We start from the raw sequence: 16,976 nt of genomic DNA on the forward strand, positions 1-16,976 counted from the left end.
ATGACGATAAAACAGGTTTAAGTCAACTGAACCGAACCGTTCAGTTCGATTATTTACTCCAGATCGGTAAAGTAGCCATGTCGAGCAACCAGAAGAGCAACGTCGCGCGTATCGTCAGCGAAAACGCCGAGACCGAAGAGGTAAAGGCCGAGGTCGCGGCCGTAGAAGCTCCGACGGCGGAAGCCCGCGAAATTCCTTCAGCTCCCGCGCAGTCGGCGCCGGCTTCGGTCGCCGCACCCGCGGCTGCAAAGAAGCGCCGCAGCCTTGTGCTGCCGATCGTCGTGCTCGCCCTTCTCGCAGGCGGCGGCTGGTATGGTTACGAATGGTGGACGAACGGCCGCTTCATGGTGTCGACCGACGACGCCTATATCGAAGGCGATATCGCAACGATTTCGCCGAAGGTCACGGGCTACGTCGCGAAGGTGAACGTTGTCGCCAACCAGGAAGTCAAAGCGGGCGACGTGCTTGCCACGCTAGATAACGGCGACTATCAGAACGCCCTCGACTTGGCCCAGGCCCAGATCGTCACCGAAAAGCTTTCGCTGCAGCGTATCGACGCGCAGATCGAAGGCGCGAATGCGAGCCTCGTGCAGGCGCAGGCGCAGAAGGTGGCACTCGAAGCGGCCGTTCGCGGTGCCGAGATCACCCAGAAGCGCCAGAGCGACCTTCAGGCGAAGTCGGTCGGCACCGCCGCCGATCTCGACAACGCCAATATCGCCCTCGACCAGGCCAAGGCCAATCTTGCCGGCGGCGACGCCAACATCACCGCCGCACAGGCCAACATCACCATCCTCCAGGCCCAGCGCAAGGAAGCCGAAGGCTCGGTCCGTTCGCTTGAGATCTCGCGCGACAAGGCCGTCCGTGACCTTTCCTTCACCGTGCTCAAGGCGCCTTATGACGGCATTGTCGGCAACCGCTCCGTCCAGGAAGGCGATCTCGTCTCTCCCGGCCAGCGCCTGATGGCGCTCGTTCCGGTGCGCCAGCTCTATATCGACGCCAATTTCAAGGAAACGCAGATCCAGCATCTGGTGCCGGGCTCAAAGGTCAACGTCCAGGTCGATGCCTATAGCGATCATCCGATCGTCGGCACCGTCGCATCGATCTCGCCGGCTTCCGGCTCGGTCTTTTCGCTGCTGCCGCCGGAAAACGCCACCGGCAACTTCACCAAGGTGATCCAGCGCGTGCCGGTGCGCATCGCGCTGCCGCAGGATGCGCTCGACAGCGGCCGTCTACGCGCGGGCCTGAGCGTCGTCGTCGACGTCGACACCCGCACGGCGCCGAGCAAGTAAGCCTTCAGGAAAGGCAGAGGTGATCTGATGGCCGGCAGCGCGACAGCAACGGCGGGGACGATGCCTGCGGCACCCGCCCATGCCGACGAGCGCATGGATCCGAAGAAGCTCATCGCCTTCTTCGCGATGGTGCTCGGGATGTTCATGTCGATCCTCGACATCCAAATCGTCTCGGCCTCGCTTGCGGAGATCCAGGCCGGCCTTTCGGCCGGCAGCGACGAGATCGGCTGGGTGCAGACGTCCTATCTGATCGCCGAAGTGATCATGATCCCGCTTTCGGGCACGCTGGCGCGCATCATCTCGACGCGTTATCTTTTCGCGATCTCGGCCGCCGGCTTCACCATGGCGAGCGCACTTGCCGCGACCGCGACCAATATCGACCAGATGATCGTCTACCGGGTCATCCAGGGCTTCATCGGCGGCGGCATGATCCCGTCGGTCTTCGCGGCCGCCTTCACCATCTTCCCGCCGTCGAAGCGCAGCATCGTCTCGCCGATCATCGGCTTGATTGCGACGCTGGCGCCGACCATCGGCCCAACCGTCGGCGGTTATCTCAGCCATGCCTTTTCCTGGCACTGGCTGTTCCTCGTCAACATCGTGCCCGGCATCATCGTCACGATCGTCACCTGGAACTTCATCGATTTCGACAAGCCGGAACTGTCGCTCTTCAAGAAGTTCGACTGGTGGGGGCTGATCTCGATGGGCGTCTTCCTCGGCGGGCTTGAATATGTGCTCGAAGAGGGCAATTCCAACGACTGGTTCAACGACAGCTACATCACCATAGCGGCCGTCGCTTCCGGCGCTGCAGCCATCGTCTTCTTTTATCGCGCCTTCACGGTGGATTTCCCGGTCGTCGACCTCAAGGCCTTTGCGAACCGGAATTTCTCCTTCGGTTCGGTGTTTTCCTTCGTCATGGGTATCGGCCTCTATGGCCTCACCTATATCTACCCGGTCTATCTCGGGCGCATCCGCGGCTATGATTCACTGATGATCGGCGAGACGATGTTCGTCTCCGGGCTTGCGATGTTCTTCACCGCGCCAATCGCAGGCCGGCTGTCGACCAAGATGGATCTGCGTCTGATGATGGTGATCGGCTTCGTCAGCTTCGCGGCCGGCACCTTCATCATGATGCATCTGACGGCGGATTGGGATTTCTACGAACTCTTCATCCCGCAGATCCTGCGCGGCTTCGGGCTAATGATGTGCATGGTGCCGATCAACAACATCGCACTCGGCACGATGCCGCCCTCGCGCATCCGCGGTGCTTCCGGTCTGTTCAACCTGACCAGAAACCTCGGCGGCGCCGTTGGCCTTGCCGTCATCAACACCGTGCTCACCAACCGGCAGGACGTGCATTACGAGCGGCTGCGGGAGAATATGGACTGGGGCAATCCGGCGGCGATCGACCAGATGAACAACATGGCCGCCAATTTCAACACCTACGGCATGGATGGCGCCTCGGTTGCGATCAAGCAGATGGTCGGTCTTGCCACCAAACAAGCGATCATCCTTTCCTTCAGCGATGTCTTCCTGATCCTGACCGCACTCTTCCTTGCCATGATCCTCGGTGTCGCCATGATCAAGAAACCCGCGCCGCAAGGCGGGGGAGGCGGTGGCGGCCACTGACCTCCGGCCTGCCGCCCCTGAAAAGGCCCTCTCCGGAGGGCCTTTTTGTTGCTGTTTTCCGGCCGCTGTGTCATCAGGCGGATGATCGTCGGCTGGATCAGTCCGAATCGGATAGGCAATGCCGGGAAAATGACGCGAGAATCGGCTCGCTGGATTTTTTGATTTACGTACATCAAAATTGGCGCTAATGGTCTCGTCAGGAGGAATGATGAGGCCAACCGTTCACGATATCGCCGCCGCGGCCGGTGTCAGTCTGGCGACTGTCGACCGGGTTCTCAACCAGCGTCCCGGTGTGCGCCACGTTACGCGGGAAAAGGTCGAGACCGCGATCCGCGAGCTCGGTTATGTCAGAGATGTGGCTGCCGCCAATCTTGCCAAGGGGCGCACCTATCCGCTGGTCTTCATCCTCCCGGCCAGCGACAATTCCTTCATGCACGGGCTCAATGCCGAGATCCGCCAGGCAGTCCTCCGATCGTCGGCGGAGCGCACCGATATCCGCACCATCGAAGTGCCGGCCTTCGATCCGGCCGCCCTCGTCTCCGTGCTCGAAGAGCTTTCCCGCGACAAGCCCTGCGGCATCGCGCTGGTTGCGACCGATGCGCCTGACGTGCGCGCCGCCGTCGACAGGCTGGTGCGCGAGCGCTTTCCTATCGTCACGCTGGTTTCCGATCTCACGGGGTCGCTGCGCCATCACTATGCCGGCGTCGACAATATCGCCGCCGGCCGCACAGCCGCCCGGCTGCTCGGACGATTCCTCGGGCCGCGGAAGGGCGAAATAGCCGTGCTCGCCGGCTCCATGCTGGTGCGCGACCATCGCGAGCGGCTGGAGGGCTTCACCGCTGTCATGGCTGATGAATTTCCCGATCTTGCGATCCTGCCGGTTCTTGAAGGCCGCGACGACCCGGAGGTCGCCCATATGCTCGTTGCCGACGCGCTTTCGAGGAATGCCGGGATCATCGGCGTCTACAGCCTCGGCGCCGGCAACCGCGGCCTGATCCGGGCGTTGAAGGAGAAGGCCGTCGACCGCGTGCTGACCGTGGTTGCCCACGAACTGACCGCTCATACGCGCGCAGCACTGATCGACAACACGATCGATGCGATCCTCAACCAGGATGCCGGCCATGAGGTGCGCAGCGCGATCCGCGTGCTGAAAGCCAAGGCGGACGGGCTTGCCGTCATCGAAGCGCAGGAGCGCATCCGCCTCGACATATTCCTGAAAGACAATCTGCCGTAACGGCAAAGGGAGAAATACCACATGTATCTGGGTCTCGATCTCGGAACCTCCGGCGTCAAGGCGATGCTGATCGACGGTGATCAGAAGATCGTCGGCTCGGCCAACGGTTCGCTCGACGTGTCGCGTCCGCATTCCGGCTGGTCGGAGCAGGAGCCGGCCCACTGGGTGCGCGCCACGGAGGAGGCTGTCGCCGGTCTCAAGGCAAAACATCCGAAGGAGTTGGCGGCGGTCAAGGGCATCGGCCTTTCCGGGCAGATGCATGGCGCAACGCTCATCGATGCCACCGACAAGGTCCTGCGCCCCTGCATCCTCTGGAACGATACGCGCAGCTATGTCGAGGCCGCGGCACTTGATGCCGATCCGCGCTTTCGCGCGCTCACCGGCAACATCGTCTTCCCCGGCTTTACGGCGCCGAAGCTCGCCTGGATCGAGAAGCATGAGCCCGATGTCTTCGCCAAGATCGCCAAGGTGCTCCTGCCGAAGGATTATCTGCGTCTCTGGCTGACCGGCGACTATATCTCGGAGATGTCGGATTCGGCCGGCACCTCCTGGCTCGACACCGGCAAGCGCGCCTGGTCGTCTGAACTGCTGGCCGCCACCAACCTTTCCGAGGCGCAGATGCCGACGCTCGTCGAAGGCACCGAGCAGGCCGGCAAGCTGCGGTCCGAACTGGCGGCGCAATGGGGTATATCAGGGGATGTCGTCATTGCCGGCGGTGCCGGCGACAATGCGGCCTCGGCCTGCGGCATGGGTACGGTCAGCGATGGCGCCGCCTTCGTCTCGCTCGGCACATCAGGCGTGCTTTTTGCCGCCAACGGTTCCTATTTGCCGAAGCCGGAAAGCGCCGTGCATGCCTTCTGCCACGCGCTGCCGAACACCTGGCACCAGATGGGCGTCATCCTATCGGCCACCGATGCTCTCAACTGGCATTCCGGTGTTACCGGAAAGTCGGCCGCCGACCTCACCGGCGAACTCGGCGAGACGCTGAAGGCGCCCACCGGCGTCACCTTCCTGCCCTATCTCTCCGGCGAGCGCACGCCGCACAATGATGCCGTCATCCGCGGCGCCTTCATCGGCCTTGAACATGAAAGCAGCCGTGTCGTTCTGACCCAGGCGGTGCTCGAAGGCGTCGCCTTCGCCATCCGCGACAATCTCGAAGCGCTGCGTTCGGCCGGCACCGGCATATCCCGCGTCACGGCAATCGGCGGCGGTTCGCGCTCGCGTTACTGGTTGGCGTCGATCGCGACCGCGCTCGGCGTTCCGGTCGACCTGCCGGCCGACGGCGATTTTGGCGCGGCCTTCGGCGCTGCCCGTCTCGGCCTGATCGCTGCAACGGGCGCGGATCCGATTGCCGTCTGCACGCCGCCGGTGACGGCGGGCACGATCGAGCCGGTGTCCGCACTGAGCGGCGCTTATGAGGATGCTTACAAGCGCTACCGTGCGCTCTACCCGGCGATCAAGTCGCTGGCGCGTTGAGAACTGGAGCCAGCGGCCCCTCATCCGTCTGCCGGCACCTTCTCCCCGCTGGGGAGAAGAGGTTCGCAGCGGCGCCTCATTCCCCTTCTCCCCTGGGGGAGAAGGTGGCCCGAAGGGTCGGATGAGGGGGCTGCACGGCACGAACGATAAGACTGAATTACGAACCCAAGGAGACCTAACATGAGCACCGGATTTTTCGGCGATATCCAGAAAGTGAAATACGAAGGCCCGGACAGCACCAATCCGCTGGCCTTCCGCTATTACCAGCCGGACGAGATCGTCATGGGCAAGCGCATGGAAGACCATCTGCGCTTTGCTGTGGCCTACTGGCACACCTTCACCTGGCCGGGCGGCGATCCCTTCGGCGGGCAGACCTTCCTGCGTCCCTGGTTCGAGGACACAATGAAGGCCGCCAAGCTCAAGGCCGACGTCGCCTTCGAATTCTTCTCGCTGCTCGGCTCGCCCTACTACTGCTTCCATGACGCCGATGTGCGTCCGGAAGGCAAGACTTTCGCCGAGAACACTAAAAACCTCAACGAGATCGTCGATTATTTCGCGGAGAAGCAGGCCGCAACCGGCACCAAGCTGCTCTGGGGCACTGCGAACCTCTTCTCCCACCGCCGCTATATGTCGGGCGCTGCGACCAATCCGGATCCTGACGTCTTCGCTTTTGCAGCCGCGACGGTAAAGACCTGCATCGACGCCACGCAGAAGCTCGGCGGCGAAAACTACGTGCTCTGGGGCGGGCGCGAAGGTTACGAGACGCTGCTCAACACCGATATCGGCCGCGAGCTCGACCAGCTCGGACGCTTCCTCAACCTCGTCGTCGAATACAAGCACAAGATCGGTTACAAGGGCACGATCCTGATCGAGCCGAAGCCGCAGGAGCCGACCAAGCATCAGTACGACTACGACGTCGCGACCGTCTATGGCTTCCTCAAGAAGCACGGCCTTGAAAACGAGGTGAAGCTCAATATCGAGCAGGGCCACGCGATCCTTGCCGGCCACTCCTTCGAGCACGAGCTGGCGCTTGCCAATGCTCTCGGCATCTTCGGCTCGATCGACATGAACCGCAATGACTACCAGTCCGGCTGGGATACCGACCAGTTCCCGAACAATGTTCCCGAAATGGCACTCGCCTATTACCATGTTCTGGCTGGCGGCGGCTTCAAGACCGGCGGCACCAACTTCGATTCGAAACTTCGCCGCCAGTCTCTCGACCCGGCGGATCTGCTGATCGGCCATATCGGCGGCATGGATTGCTGCGCCCGCGGCCTGAAGGCCGCCGCCAAGATGATCGAGGACAAGGCTCTGTCGCAGCCGCTCGCCGATCGTTATGCCGGCTGGGAATCTGCCGAGGCGCAGAAGCTCTTCCGCGGCGAGTATTCGCTGGATGAGATCACCCACTATGTCGAGAGCCATGACGTCAACCCGCAGCCGAGATCCGGCAAGCAGGAACTGCTGGAGAACATCGTCAACCGTTACGTCTGATAAAGCGTGCCGGCGGTCATCGACCGCCGGCGCAACCCTATCTGGCCGCGCGCTGGCCGGAAGCTTTCAGCCTATATCGGCTTATCGTTTCAACCAGTTGCGCGATGGCGCCGAGACGGAGTTTCGAACCACCAGATCCGGCCTCAGCAGGATTTCCGTTTCGGTCGGCCGGCCATCGGACAGGAGTTCCAGCAGCAGTGCCATCGCCTGCTTGCCGATTGCCGTTCTCGGCTGGCGAATCGTGGTCAGCGGCGGCGATATGAAGACGGCTTGCGGCACATCGTCGAAACCAGTCACCGAGAAATCCCGCGGAATATCGTAGCCTCGCGCGCCGAGCCCGACCATGACGCCGATCGCCGTCTGGTCGTTCACGCACATGAAGGCGGTTGGAAGCGTGTCGCGCATGAAAAGCTGTTCGACCGCATGCCGCCCGCTTTCGATCGTACCGTCGCCTTCGAGCACGATCCTGGTGTCGGGCGGGATGCCGGCGGCGTCGAGACCGGCGTCGTAACCCATGCGGCGCCTGGTATAGGCAAGCCGGGTGCGCGAATCGCCGATGAAGGCGATCTTGCGATGCCCTTCGGCCAGCAGCAGATCCACCGCTTTGCGAGCGCCCTCGGTATCATCGACGCCGACATAGGGAATGCCGCCGTTAAAGACGGGCTCGAAAACGCCGACGCTCGGCGGCAGCCGCGCTGTCATGGTCTGATGCCCGAAGGGCAAGATGCCGGTGAACAGGATCAATCCGGCCGCCTGGTTGGAATTGAAGAATTTCAGATATTCCAGGCCGCGCTGCGCATCGTTCTGCGTGTGGCCGATCAGGATGCCGTAGCCGTGCGCGCGCGCTTCGTTTTCCAGCCCGACCAGAATGTTGGAGAAATTGGGATCGCCGATATCGGGCGCCACGACGAGGATCATGTTGGAGCGGCCAAGCCTCAGGCTGCGCGCCATGGCATTGGTCGTATAGCCGGTGATGGCGATCGCCTGGTTGACCTTGAGGCGGGTGGAGTTGGCGACCTTCTCCGGCATGTGGATTGCCCGGGAAACCGTCGCGATAGAGACCTCGGCGATCCGGGCGACGTCTTCGATGGTTGCGGGCGTGGAATTCGACACTTGGCTCTGCCTTAGGCTTCTTCGCCGCGACACTACACAGACTTGTCGAGAGGTCAAAGGCAGGCTTCAACTGATCTGTGTAAATCAACGATGTAAACCTTTACACGATGTATGTAAAGGTTTACATAGGCCTCCAGAGCGGATGGGATGCCGTTTTGGGAGGACCGGATGACTGTGGAAGCTGCCGACACCGCACCCGTGGTGCTGTCCGCCAGGCGCATATGCAAATCCTTCAGTGGAGTGCAGGTTCTCTTCAGCGTGAACTTCGATCTCCGCGCCGGCGAAATCCATGCGCTCATGGGTGAAAATGGCGCCGGCAAATCCACGCTTGTCAAAGTTTTGTCCGGGTTCGAACAGCCGAGCTCCGGCGAGATCCTGCTCGACGGCAAGCCGGTCGTGCTGCCGCCCAATGGCGCCGCCGAGGCGCTCGGCATCGTCATCATTCACCAGGAATTCAACCTCGCCGAACATCTGACCGTGACGGAGAGCCTCTTTCTCGGGCGCGAAGTCACGCGTTTCGGCGTGCTCGATCGCAAATATATGCGGTCGGAGACACGCAAGGTTCTCGATGTGCTCGGTTCGCATGTCGATGAGAATGCGCTGATCAGCACGCTTTCCATCGCCGACAAGCAGATGGTCGAAATCGCCAAGGCAATCAGCCGCGATGCGCGAGTGGTGTTCATGGACGAACCGACCGCAGTGCTGTCGAGTGAAGAGACCAACATGCTGTTCAAGCAGGTTCGCAAGCTTCGCGACCAGGGTACCAGCTTCGTCTTCGTGTCCCACAAACTCGACGAAGTGATGGAGTTGACCGACCGGGTCACCGTCCTTCGCGATGGCCAATGGATCAAAACTTCGCCGACATCCGTTCTGGACGGCGAATCGATTGCGCAGCTGATGGTCGGCCGCGAACTCTCCAGCCTCTATCCCGCCAAGGTCGAGCCTGATATCGACGAGGAGATTGTCCTCAGGGTCGCGTCGTTGTCCACGGGCTATGTGAAGGACGCGAGCTTCGAGGTGCGCAAGGGCGAGATCATCGGTTTTTCAGGCATGATCGGCTCCGGCCGCACCGAGCTGATGGAAGCAATCGCCGGGTTGCGGACCCGTCTCGAGGGCGAGGTGGTCATCAAGGGTGAAACAGTTCCCTCCGGCGACGTCCATGCCGCCAACCGCTGTGGGCTCGCCTATATGACCAAGGACCGCAAGTCGAAAGGCCTCTTGCTGCGCTCCGGCATGGTGACCAATCTGACACTGCAATCGCTCGGAAGGCACGCTCGTCACGGCTATCTCAGCCCGGGCAGCGAGGCGGCCGCAATGGCCAAGGCCAAGCGCCGCTTCGATATCAGGGTTCGCGATGGCAATATCGTCGCCGGCCGGATGTCGGGAGGGAACCAGCAGAAGCTGCTGCTCGCCAAGGTCATGGAGACCGAGCCTCAGATCATCATCATCGACGAGCCGACGCGCGGCATCGATGTCGGCACCAAACAGCAGATCTATCATTTCATCTCGGCGCTCGCCCGGGACGGCCGGTCGATCATCGTCGTGTCGTCGGAGATGCCGGAGGTCATCGGCCTCTGCACCAGAGTGGCTGTGATGCGCGAAGGGCGTATCGTCGGCGTGCTCGAGGGTGAGGAGATTTCCGAGCAGGAGATCATGCGTTACGCCGCCGGGCTCAAGAAGAAGGCTGCCTGAAGGCTGAAGCAGGGCTTTACCGATCAGGGCGACAGATAAGATTCCCAGAAAATATGGGACGGGAGGTTGGTTTTGGAAATGAGTGTCAACGAGGAGACCAGGGAAATCCGGCGCCGATCCTGGCGGGATGTCGACCTGCGTGCGGTCGCGCCCTTCGTCGCCCTGGCGCTGCTGCTGATCGTCGGAGCTTTAGTCAACCCTAATTTCATCGGCATCACCAACCTTGCCAATGTCGCGACGCGCAGCGCATTCATCGCCATCATCGCGGTCGGTGCGACCTTCGTGATATCAGCGGGCGACCTCGACCTTTCGGTGGGTTCGATGGTGGCCTTCGTCGCCAGCTTGATGATCCTGCTGATGAATTCGGGCGCCATCGAAAACCCGGCTTTGATGCTGGTGGTCGCGGTCGTCTTCACCATGGTTGCCGGCGCACTCTGCGGCCTGGCGAACGGCCTGATCACGACAGTCGGCAGGATCGAGCCCTTCATCGCGACGCTCGGTACGATGGGTATCTATCGCGGCCTGACGACATGGCTGTCGCAGGGGGGCGCGATCACACTTCGCTCCGCCGATATCCAGACGCTCTATCGCCCTGCTTATTTCGGCAATATCGCCGGTGTGCCGGTGCCGATCGTGGTGATCCTGGCGGTGACGGCGGTTGCTGCCTTCATCCTCTACCGCACCCGTTACGGGCGCCACGTCGTCGCGGTCGGATCAAACAGCGATGTCGCCCGCTATTCGGGCATCGCGGTCAACCGTGTGCGGACGATTGCCTTCGTCATCCAGGGATTGTGCGTCGCCATTGCCGTGCTGCTCTACGTTCCCCGTCTTGGCTCGACCTCGGCGACGACAGGTATCCTGTGGGAACTGCAGGCGATCACCGCCGTCGTCGTCGGCGGCACGGCGCTGAAGGGCGGCGCGGGCAGGGTCTGGGGCACGATCTGCGGCGCCTTCATTCTCGAACTGGTCGGCAACATCATGCTGCTTTCGAATTTCATCAGCGAGTATCTGATCGGCGCCATCCAGGGTGCAATCATCATCATCGCCATGTTCGTCCAGCGCTCGCTGGTGCGCAAAGCTTGAATTTCCGAATCATGAATTGACCGGACTTACAGGGCGTCCGGTCCCGTATGGAAAAGTCCCTGACCTTATTGGGAGGAAATAGCATGCGTAAATTGATGTTGGGCCTGGCGGTTGCGGCGGTGACGTTCGCCGGCGCCGCTCACGCCCAGGACAAGAAATTCACGATCGGCGTATCCATTCCGGCCGCCGACCACGGTTGGACGTCGGGCGTCGTGTTCCATGCCGAACGCGTCGCCAAGCTGCTGATGGCCGAACATCCCGGTCTCAACGTCATCGTCAAGACCTCGCCGGACGCCGCCAGCCAGGCCAACGCCGTGCAGGATCTCGATACGCAAGGCATCGACGCCCTCGTCATCCTGCCGTCGGACCCGGATCCGCTCGTCAACGCCATCAAGGAAGTCAAGGCCAAAGGCAAGTTCGTCGCCCTCGTCGACCGCGCGCCGAGCAACAACGACAATTCCGTGCGCGACCTCTATGTCGCCGGCAACAACCCGGCTCTCGGCGAAGTCGCCGGCAAGTACATCAAGGACACGACGCCGGACGCCGAAGTGGTCATCATCCGCGGTCTGCCGATCCCGATCGATCAGCAGCGCCAGGACGGCTTCGACAAGGGTATCGCCGGATCGAACGTCAAGGTTCTCGACCGCCAGTACGGCAACTGGAACCGCGACGATGCCTTCAAGGTCATGCAGGACTACCTGACCAAGTACCAGAAGATCGACGTCGTATGGTGCCAGGATGACGACATGGCCGTCGGCGTTCTGCAGGCGATCGAGCAGGCCAAGCGCACCGATATCAAGTATGTCGTCGCCGGCGCCGGCTCCAAGGACATGGTCAAGAAGGTCATGGACGGCGACAAGCTGATCCCGGTCGACGTTCTCTATCCGCCGGCAATGGTCGGCACGGCAATGGAGCTGACGGCGGCGGCCCTCTACGATCAGGTTCCGGTTCATGGCAGCTACATTCTCGATGCGACGCTCGTCACCAAGGAGAATGCCAAGGACTTCTATTTCCCGGATTCGCCGTTCTGATCCATCGACTGCAGGCAAGCGCCCATTCGAAAGGATGGGCGCATTTTTTATGCTTCCACTACAGCGGCTAGCCGAAAATGCTGCACGTACCTCTTGCCCGCCAAAGGCCATCATGATTAGCTCGCAGCCATATCGCATTTGGCCTCGCGCCAAATTCGACGCAAGGGCGAGGAGGCGCCTTGCTCCCGCCAAATAGCGTGCTACAACACTTCAGAAACGTTTACGGTCGATATTCAGGGAGGAATCTGACATGAAGACGATCAAAGGCCCCGGCCTTTTCCTTGGCCAGTTCGCGGGCGATACTGCTCCTTTCAACTCGTGGGACGCGATTACCAAATGGGCGGCCGACATCGGCTACAAGGGCGTCCAGGTGCCGACTTGGGCCAGTCAGCTGATCGATCTCAAGAAGGCTGCCACGTCCAAGGATTATTGCGACGAATTCGCCGGCAAGGCTCGCGAAAACGGCATCGAGATCACCGAACTCTCTACTCACCTACAGGGCCAGCTCGTCGCCGTTCACCCGGCCTATGACGAAGCCTTCGACGGGTTCGCGGCACCGGAGGTACGCGGCAATCCGAAAGCGCGTCAGGAATGGGCGGTCGAGCAGGTCAAGATGGCGCTGACGGCATCCAAAAACCTCGGGCTCAAGGCGCATGCGACCTTCTCCGGCGCGCTTGCCTGGCCCTTCATCTATCCCTGGCCGCAGCGTCCTGCCGGTCTGGTCGAGACTGCCTTCGACGAACTCGCCCGTCGCTGGGCGCCGATCCTTAACCATGCGGACGAGAATGGTATCGACGTCTGCTACGAGATCCACCCGGGCGAGGACCTGCATGACGGCATCACCTTCGAGATGTTCCTCGAGCGGGTGAAGAACCATCCGCGCGCCAACATGCTCTACGATCCCTCGCACTACGTCCTGCAGTGCCTCGATTATCTCGACAACATCGACATCTACAAGGACCGCATCAAGATGTTCCACGTCAAGGATGCGGAGTTCAATCCGACCGGGCGCCAGGGCGTCTACGGCGGCTATCAGGGCTGGGTCGAACGGGCGGGCCGGTTCCGTTCTCTCGGCGACGGCCAGGTCGATTTCGGCGCGGTGTTTTCGAAGATGACGGCGAATAATTTCGACGGCTGGGCCGTGGTCGAATGGGAATGCGCGCTGAAGCATCCGGAAGACGGCGCCCGCGAAGGCGCCGAATTCGTCGCCGCGCATATCATCCGCGTCACCGAGAAAGCCTTCGATGATTTTGCCGGCAGCGGCACGGACCAGGCGGCCAACCGGCGGATGCTGGGGCTTTCCTAAATCAGTGCATATTGGTTGGTTGCCCCTCATCCTAACCCTCTCCCCGTAAACGGGGCGAGGGGACTTGCCCGACCAAACGTCGAGAGCGGAAAAGACGCCGCGGCATACCCCTTCTCCCCGCGAGCGGGGAGAGGGTGGCGGCAGCCGGATGCAAGGGGTCATATCCGCACCAAGTTTAAATTCCAGGAGGACAGAATGGTAATCGAAGCATCATCCGAACAGACCCGCGAGCCACGCATCCGGCTCGGCATGGTGGGCGGCGGCGCGGGCGCGTTTATCGGCGCGGTGCATCGTATCGCGGCACGCATCGACGATCAGTACGATCTCATCGCCGGCGCGCTGTCGGCTTCGCCCGAAAAGGCGATCGCATCCGGCCGCGACCTCGGCCTCGATCCGTCGCGGACCTATTCCAGTTATCGCGAGATGGCAATCCGCGAGGCGAAGCTGAAGAACGGCATCGAGGCGGTGGCGATCGTCACGCCGAACCATGTTCACTACGATGCAGCCAAGGAATTCCTGAAGCGCGGCATCCATGTCATCTGCGACAAGCCGCTGACGTCAAACCTTGCCGATGCGAAGAAGCTGAAGAAGATCGCCGACGAGAGCGGCGCGCTGTTCGTGCTGACGCATAATTACACCGGCTATCCGATGGTCCGCCAGGCGCGCGAGATGATCGCGAACGGCGAACTCGGCGATATCCGCGTCGTCCAGGCCGAATATCCGCAGGACTGGCTCACGGAAGCGGTCGAGCAAACCGGCCAGAAGCAGGCCGCCTGGCGCACCGATCCGGCACAGTCCGGCGTCGGCGGCTCGACCGGCGATATCGGCACGCATGCTTATAATCTCGCCGCCTTCATCACCGGCCTGGAGCTCGACAGCCTCGCCGCCGATCTCGACAGTTTCGTTCCGGGCCGCCGGCTGGACGACAACGCCCATGTCATGCTGCGCTTCAAGGCGAAGGGTTCGGAGAAGCCGGCCAAGGGCATGCTCTGGTGCAGCCAGGTGGCGCCCGGTCATGAAAATGGCCTGATGGTCCGCGTCTACGGCACCAAGGGCGGGCTGGAATGGACCCAGAAGGACCCGAACTACTTGTGGTACACGCCTTTCGGTGAGCCGAAGCGGCTGATCACCCGGGGTGGCGCCGGTTCAGGGGCGGCTGCCGGCCGTGTCACGCGCGTGCCATCCGGGCATCCGGAAGGTTATCTCGAAGCCTTTGCGACGATCTATACGGAAGCCGCGCATGCGATCAACGCCCGCAAGAAGGGCAAGGCCGTGGACAAGGCAGTGGTCTACCCGACGGTCGATGACGGCGTGAAGGGTGTGGCTTTCGTCGAAGCCTGCGTCGCGTCTTCGAAGAAGAACGGCGCCTGGGTCAAGGTCTGAATTACCGATCTGGATTGCGCCATGAAAGCGCCGAGGCGGGTCAAGCCGCCTCGGCATTTTGTTTATTTGGTCAGGCAGTAGCAGTGCGGCCGCGCTTCAGAAGGTTATCGACGCTCAACGGTCCGGCACCTGCCGCCACCAGATAAAGAAACACGAAGCAGAACAGGATCGCCGCGACGCCGCCGTTCTGAGCGGGATAGATGCCCTTCGACGCATGGCCGATGAAATAGGCGAAGGCCATCAGGCCCGAGAGCACGAAGGCTGCGATACGGGTCTGGAATCCCACCAGGACCAGGAAGCCAAAGGTGAGTTCGAGCAACCCGGCAATCCAGGAGAGCGAGCCCGCGGGCGGCACGCTTGCCGCAGCCGGAAAATGCAGGATTTTCTGTGTTCCGTAGCTGAAAAGCACAAGTGACGAGACGATGCGCAACAGGCTCAACAGATGAGGCTGCAGCGAATGGACCGAAGAGAGCATTGGATTCCTTTCACATTTGTGATTCCATTTCCCGTGTAAGGATCGCGGTCTCAACGGCCAAGTCACGACTGCTGACATTGTTGTTATGAGGGCAGCTGCGCGGTGGGGGAGGGGCGGCTGCAGCGGCGTTGCAGCTGTCCTGTTTTTCCTCCTGCAACGTTGCAGTTTTTCTCGCCGCCAGCCTGTACTTTGCCCACAGGCTTGGCTAAATCCGGCGCAAACGGCTGAACCTGAGAGATAGGATTTGCAGATGATCGATCCGAAGAAACTCGCGGAGCGCTTTCCCGGCGACTTCACTTTCGGCGTTGCCACCGCCGCCTTCCAGATCGAAGGCGCCAGCAAGGCCGATGGCCGCAAGCCATCCATCTGGGATGCTTTCTGCAATATGCCCGGCCGCGTCCATAATCGCGATAACGGCGACGTTGCCTGCGACCACTACAATCGCCTGGAGCAGGACCTCGATCTCATCAAGGAGATGGGTGTCGAAGCCTACAGGTTCTCGATCGCCTGGCCGCGCATTATCCCCGACGGTACGGGTCCGGTGAACGAGGCCGGCCTCGATTTCTACGACCGGCTGGTCGACGGCTGCAAGGCGCGGGGCATCAAGACCTTCGCGACACTCTATCATTGGGATCTGCCTCTGCTGCTCGCCGGTGACGGCGGCTGGACTGCGCGCTCGACCGCCTACGCCTATCAGCGCTACGCCAAGACGGTGATGAACCGCTTGGGGGATCGCCTTGACAGTGTCGCCACCTTCAACGAGCCCTGGTGCATCGTCTGGCTCAGCCACCTCTACGGCATCCATGCTCCTGGCGAGCGCAACATGCAGGCCGCCCTTCACGCCATGCATTACATGAACCTGGCCCACGGCCTCGGCGTCGAGGCGATCCGCTCGGAAGCCCCCAATGTGCCGGTCGGCCTCGTGCTCAATGCCGCCTCGATCATTTCCGGCTCCGACAGCCCGGCAGATCGCGCCGCCGCCGAGCGTGCACATCAGTTCCACAACGGCGCCTTCTTCGACCCCGTCTTCAAGGGTGAGTATCCCAAGGAATTCGTCGAGGCGCTCGGCGATCGCATGCCCGTTATCGAGGATGGCGACATGAAGCTCATCAGCCAGAAACTCGACTGGTGGGGACTGAACTATTATAAGCCCGAGCGGGTCACTGATGATGCCGAACGCAAAGGCGATTTCCCCTGGACGGTGGAAGCGCCGCCGGCAAGCGACGTCAAGACCGATATCGGCTGGGAAATCTATGCGCCGGGCTTGAAGCTGTCGGTCGAGGATCTCTACCGCCGCTACGAGCTGCCGGAATGCTACATCACCGAGAACGGCGCCTGCGACAACACCGATGTCGTCGACGGCGAGGTCGACGATACCATGCGCCTCGATTATGTCGGCGATCACCTCGACATCGTCGCCGGCCTCATCAAGGACGGTTATCCCCTGCGCGGCTATTTCGCCTGGAGCCTGATGGACAATTTCGAATGGGCGGAAGGCTATCGCATGCGCTTCGGTCTCGTCCATGTCGATTATGAGACCCAGGTACGCACGGTAAAAAAGAGCGGCAAATGGTATCGCGAACTGGCAGCTCAGTTCCCGAAGGGCAATCACAAAGCGGGTTAGCGCAATTACTCCAGCGGGCACTTGATCCAGGCGCCTTTTGAACTTGCCCGTCCGGCGGCACGGCAAGCTGACGCTGCTTGCCGTCAATTTCGCGACCACCGGCGGCACGGACAAAAATAGATCGTCAGACACGTGCAACAGGCGGTTGTTTAA

13 protein-coding genes are annotated in these 16,976 nt (G+C 61.6%); 11 read left to right on the forward strand and 2 right to left on the reverse strand.

Annotated features, from left to right (window positions below; all coding sequences use genetic code 11):
- Nucleotides 1–77 precede the first annotated feature (77 nt).
- The 5 genes from GFM02_RS18605 (at nucleotide 78) to xylA (ending at nucleotide 7,116) form a co-directional block, all read left to right on the forward strand.
- Nucleotides 78–1,289 (forward strand): HlyD family secretion protein, encoded by a 1,212-nt coding sequence (locus tag GFM02_RS18605; RefSeq protein WP_168272988.1) that lies wholly within the window; start codon nucleotides 78–80, stop codon nucleotides 1,287–1,289.
- 27 nt (nucleotides 1,290–1,316) lie between these two features.
- The gene (locus tag GFM02_RS18610) at nucleotides 1,317–2,915 is read left to right on the forward strand and encodes a DHA2 family efflux MFS transporter permease subunit (RefSeq protein ID WP_168322393.1); all 1,599 of its coding nucleotides are present in this window, start codon (nucleotides 1,317–1,319) and stop codon (nucleotides 2,913–2,915) included.
- 208 nt (nucleotides 2,916–3,123) lie between these two features.
- Nucleotides 3,124–4,149: a LacI family DNA-binding transcriptional regulator gene (locus GFM02_RS18615; protein WP_168272986.1), complete on the forward strand. Its 1,026-nt coding sequence runs from the start codon at nucleotides 3,124–3,126 to the stop codon at nucleotides 4,147–4,149.
- A 21-nt stretch (nucleotides 4,150–4,170) separates the two neighbouring features.
- Nucleotides 4,171–5,625: a xylulokinase gene (gene xylB / locus GFM02_RS18620; RefSeq protein ID WP_168272985.1), complete on the forward strand. Its 1,455-nt coding sequence runs from the start codon at nucleotides 4,171–4,173 to the stop codon at nucleotides 5,623–5,625.
- 180 nt (nucleotides 5,626–5,805) lie between these two features.
- Entirely contained in the window at nucleotides 5,806–7,116 is a 1,311-nt protein-coding gene (gene xylA / locus GFM02_RS18625) for a xylose isomerase (RefSeq protein WP_077979444.1), read from the forward strand.
- A gap of 81 nt (nucleotides 7,117–7,197) precedes the next feature.
- Here xylA and GFM02_RS18630 read toward each other — a convergent pair whose 3' ends face one another.
- Nucleotides 7,198–8,229 (reverse strand): LacI family DNA-binding transcriptional regulator, encoded by a 1,032-nt coding sequence (locus GFM02_RS18630; RefSeq protein ID WP_072640525.1) that lies wholly within the window; start codon nucleotides 8,227–8,229, stop codon nucleotides 7,198–7,200.
- 168 nt (nucleotides 8,230–8,397) lie between these two features.
- On the opposite strand from GFM02_RS18630, the gene GFM02_RS18635 reads away from it, so the two are divergent.
- The 5 genes from GFM02_RS18635 (at nucleotide 8,398) to GFM02_RS18655 (ending at nucleotide 14,724) form a co-directional block, all read left to right on the forward strand.
- Entirely contained in the window at nucleotides 8,398–9,921 is a 1,524-nt protein-coding gene (locus tag GFM02_RS18635; RefSeq protein WP_168322394.1) for a sugar ABC transporter ATP-binding protein, read from the forward strand.
- 78 nt (nucleotides 9,922–9,999) lie between these two features.
- The gene (locus GFM02_RS18640; protein WP_168272983.1) at nucleotides 10,000–11,004 is read left to right on the forward strand and encodes an ABC transporter permease; all 1,005 of its coding nucleotides are present in this window, start codon (nucleotides 10,000–10,002) and stop codon (nucleotides 11,002–11,004) included.
- Between the two features lie 83 nt (nucleotides 11,005–11,087).
- Entirely contained in the window at nucleotides 11,088–12,035 is a 948-nt protein-coding gene (locus tag GFM02_RS18645) for a substrate-binding domain-containing protein (RefSeq protein ID WP_003543021.1), read from the forward strand.
- 250 nt (nucleotides 12,036–12,285) lie between these two features.
- The gene (locus GFM02_RS18650; protein WP_168272982.1) at nucleotides 12,286–13,341 is read left to right on the forward strand and encodes a sugar phosphate isomerase/epimerase family protein; all 1,056 of its coding nucleotides are present in this window, start codon (nucleotides 12,286–12,288) and stop codon (nucleotides 13,339–13,341) included.
- A gap of 195 nt (nucleotides 13,342–13,536) precedes the next feature.
- Nucleotides 13,537–14,724 carry a Gfo/Idh/MocA family protein gene (locus tag GFM02_RS18655; RefSeq protein WP_168272981.1) on the forward strand — a complete coding sequence of 396 codons (1,188 nt, stop codon included), beginning with the start codon at nucleotides 13,537–13,539 and terminating at the stop codon, nucleotides 14,722–14,724.
- Between the two features lie 70 nt (nucleotides 14,725–14,794).
- Here GFM02_RS18655 and GFM02_RS18660 read toward each other — a convergent pair whose 3' ends face one another.
- Nucleotides 14,795–15,199, reverse strand: a complete 405-nt coding sequence (locus tag GFM02_RS18660; RefSeq protein WP_072640528.1) for a DoxX family protein — start codon at nucleotides 15,197–15,199, stop codon at nucleotides 14,795–14,797.
- A 250-nt stretch (nucleotides 15,200–15,449) separates the two neighbouring features.
- On the opposite strand from GFM02_RS18660, the gene GFM02_RS18665 reads away from it, so the two are divergent.
- A complete protein-coding gene (locus GFM02_RS18665; RefSeq protein ID WP_168322395.1) occupies nucleotides 15,450–16,823 on the forward strand; it encodes a GH1 family beta-glucosidase in 1,374 nt (457 codons plus the stop codon).
- Nucleotides 16,824–16,976: the final 153 nt, after the last annotated feature.

The sequence above is a fragment of the Rhizobium leguminosarum bv. viciae genome (assembly GCF_012276115.1).
In the GTDB taxonomy this organism is placed as follows: domain Bacteria; phylum Pseudomonadota; class Alphaproteobacteria; order Rhizobiales; family Rhizobiaceae; genus Rhizobium; species Rhizobium leguminosarum_T.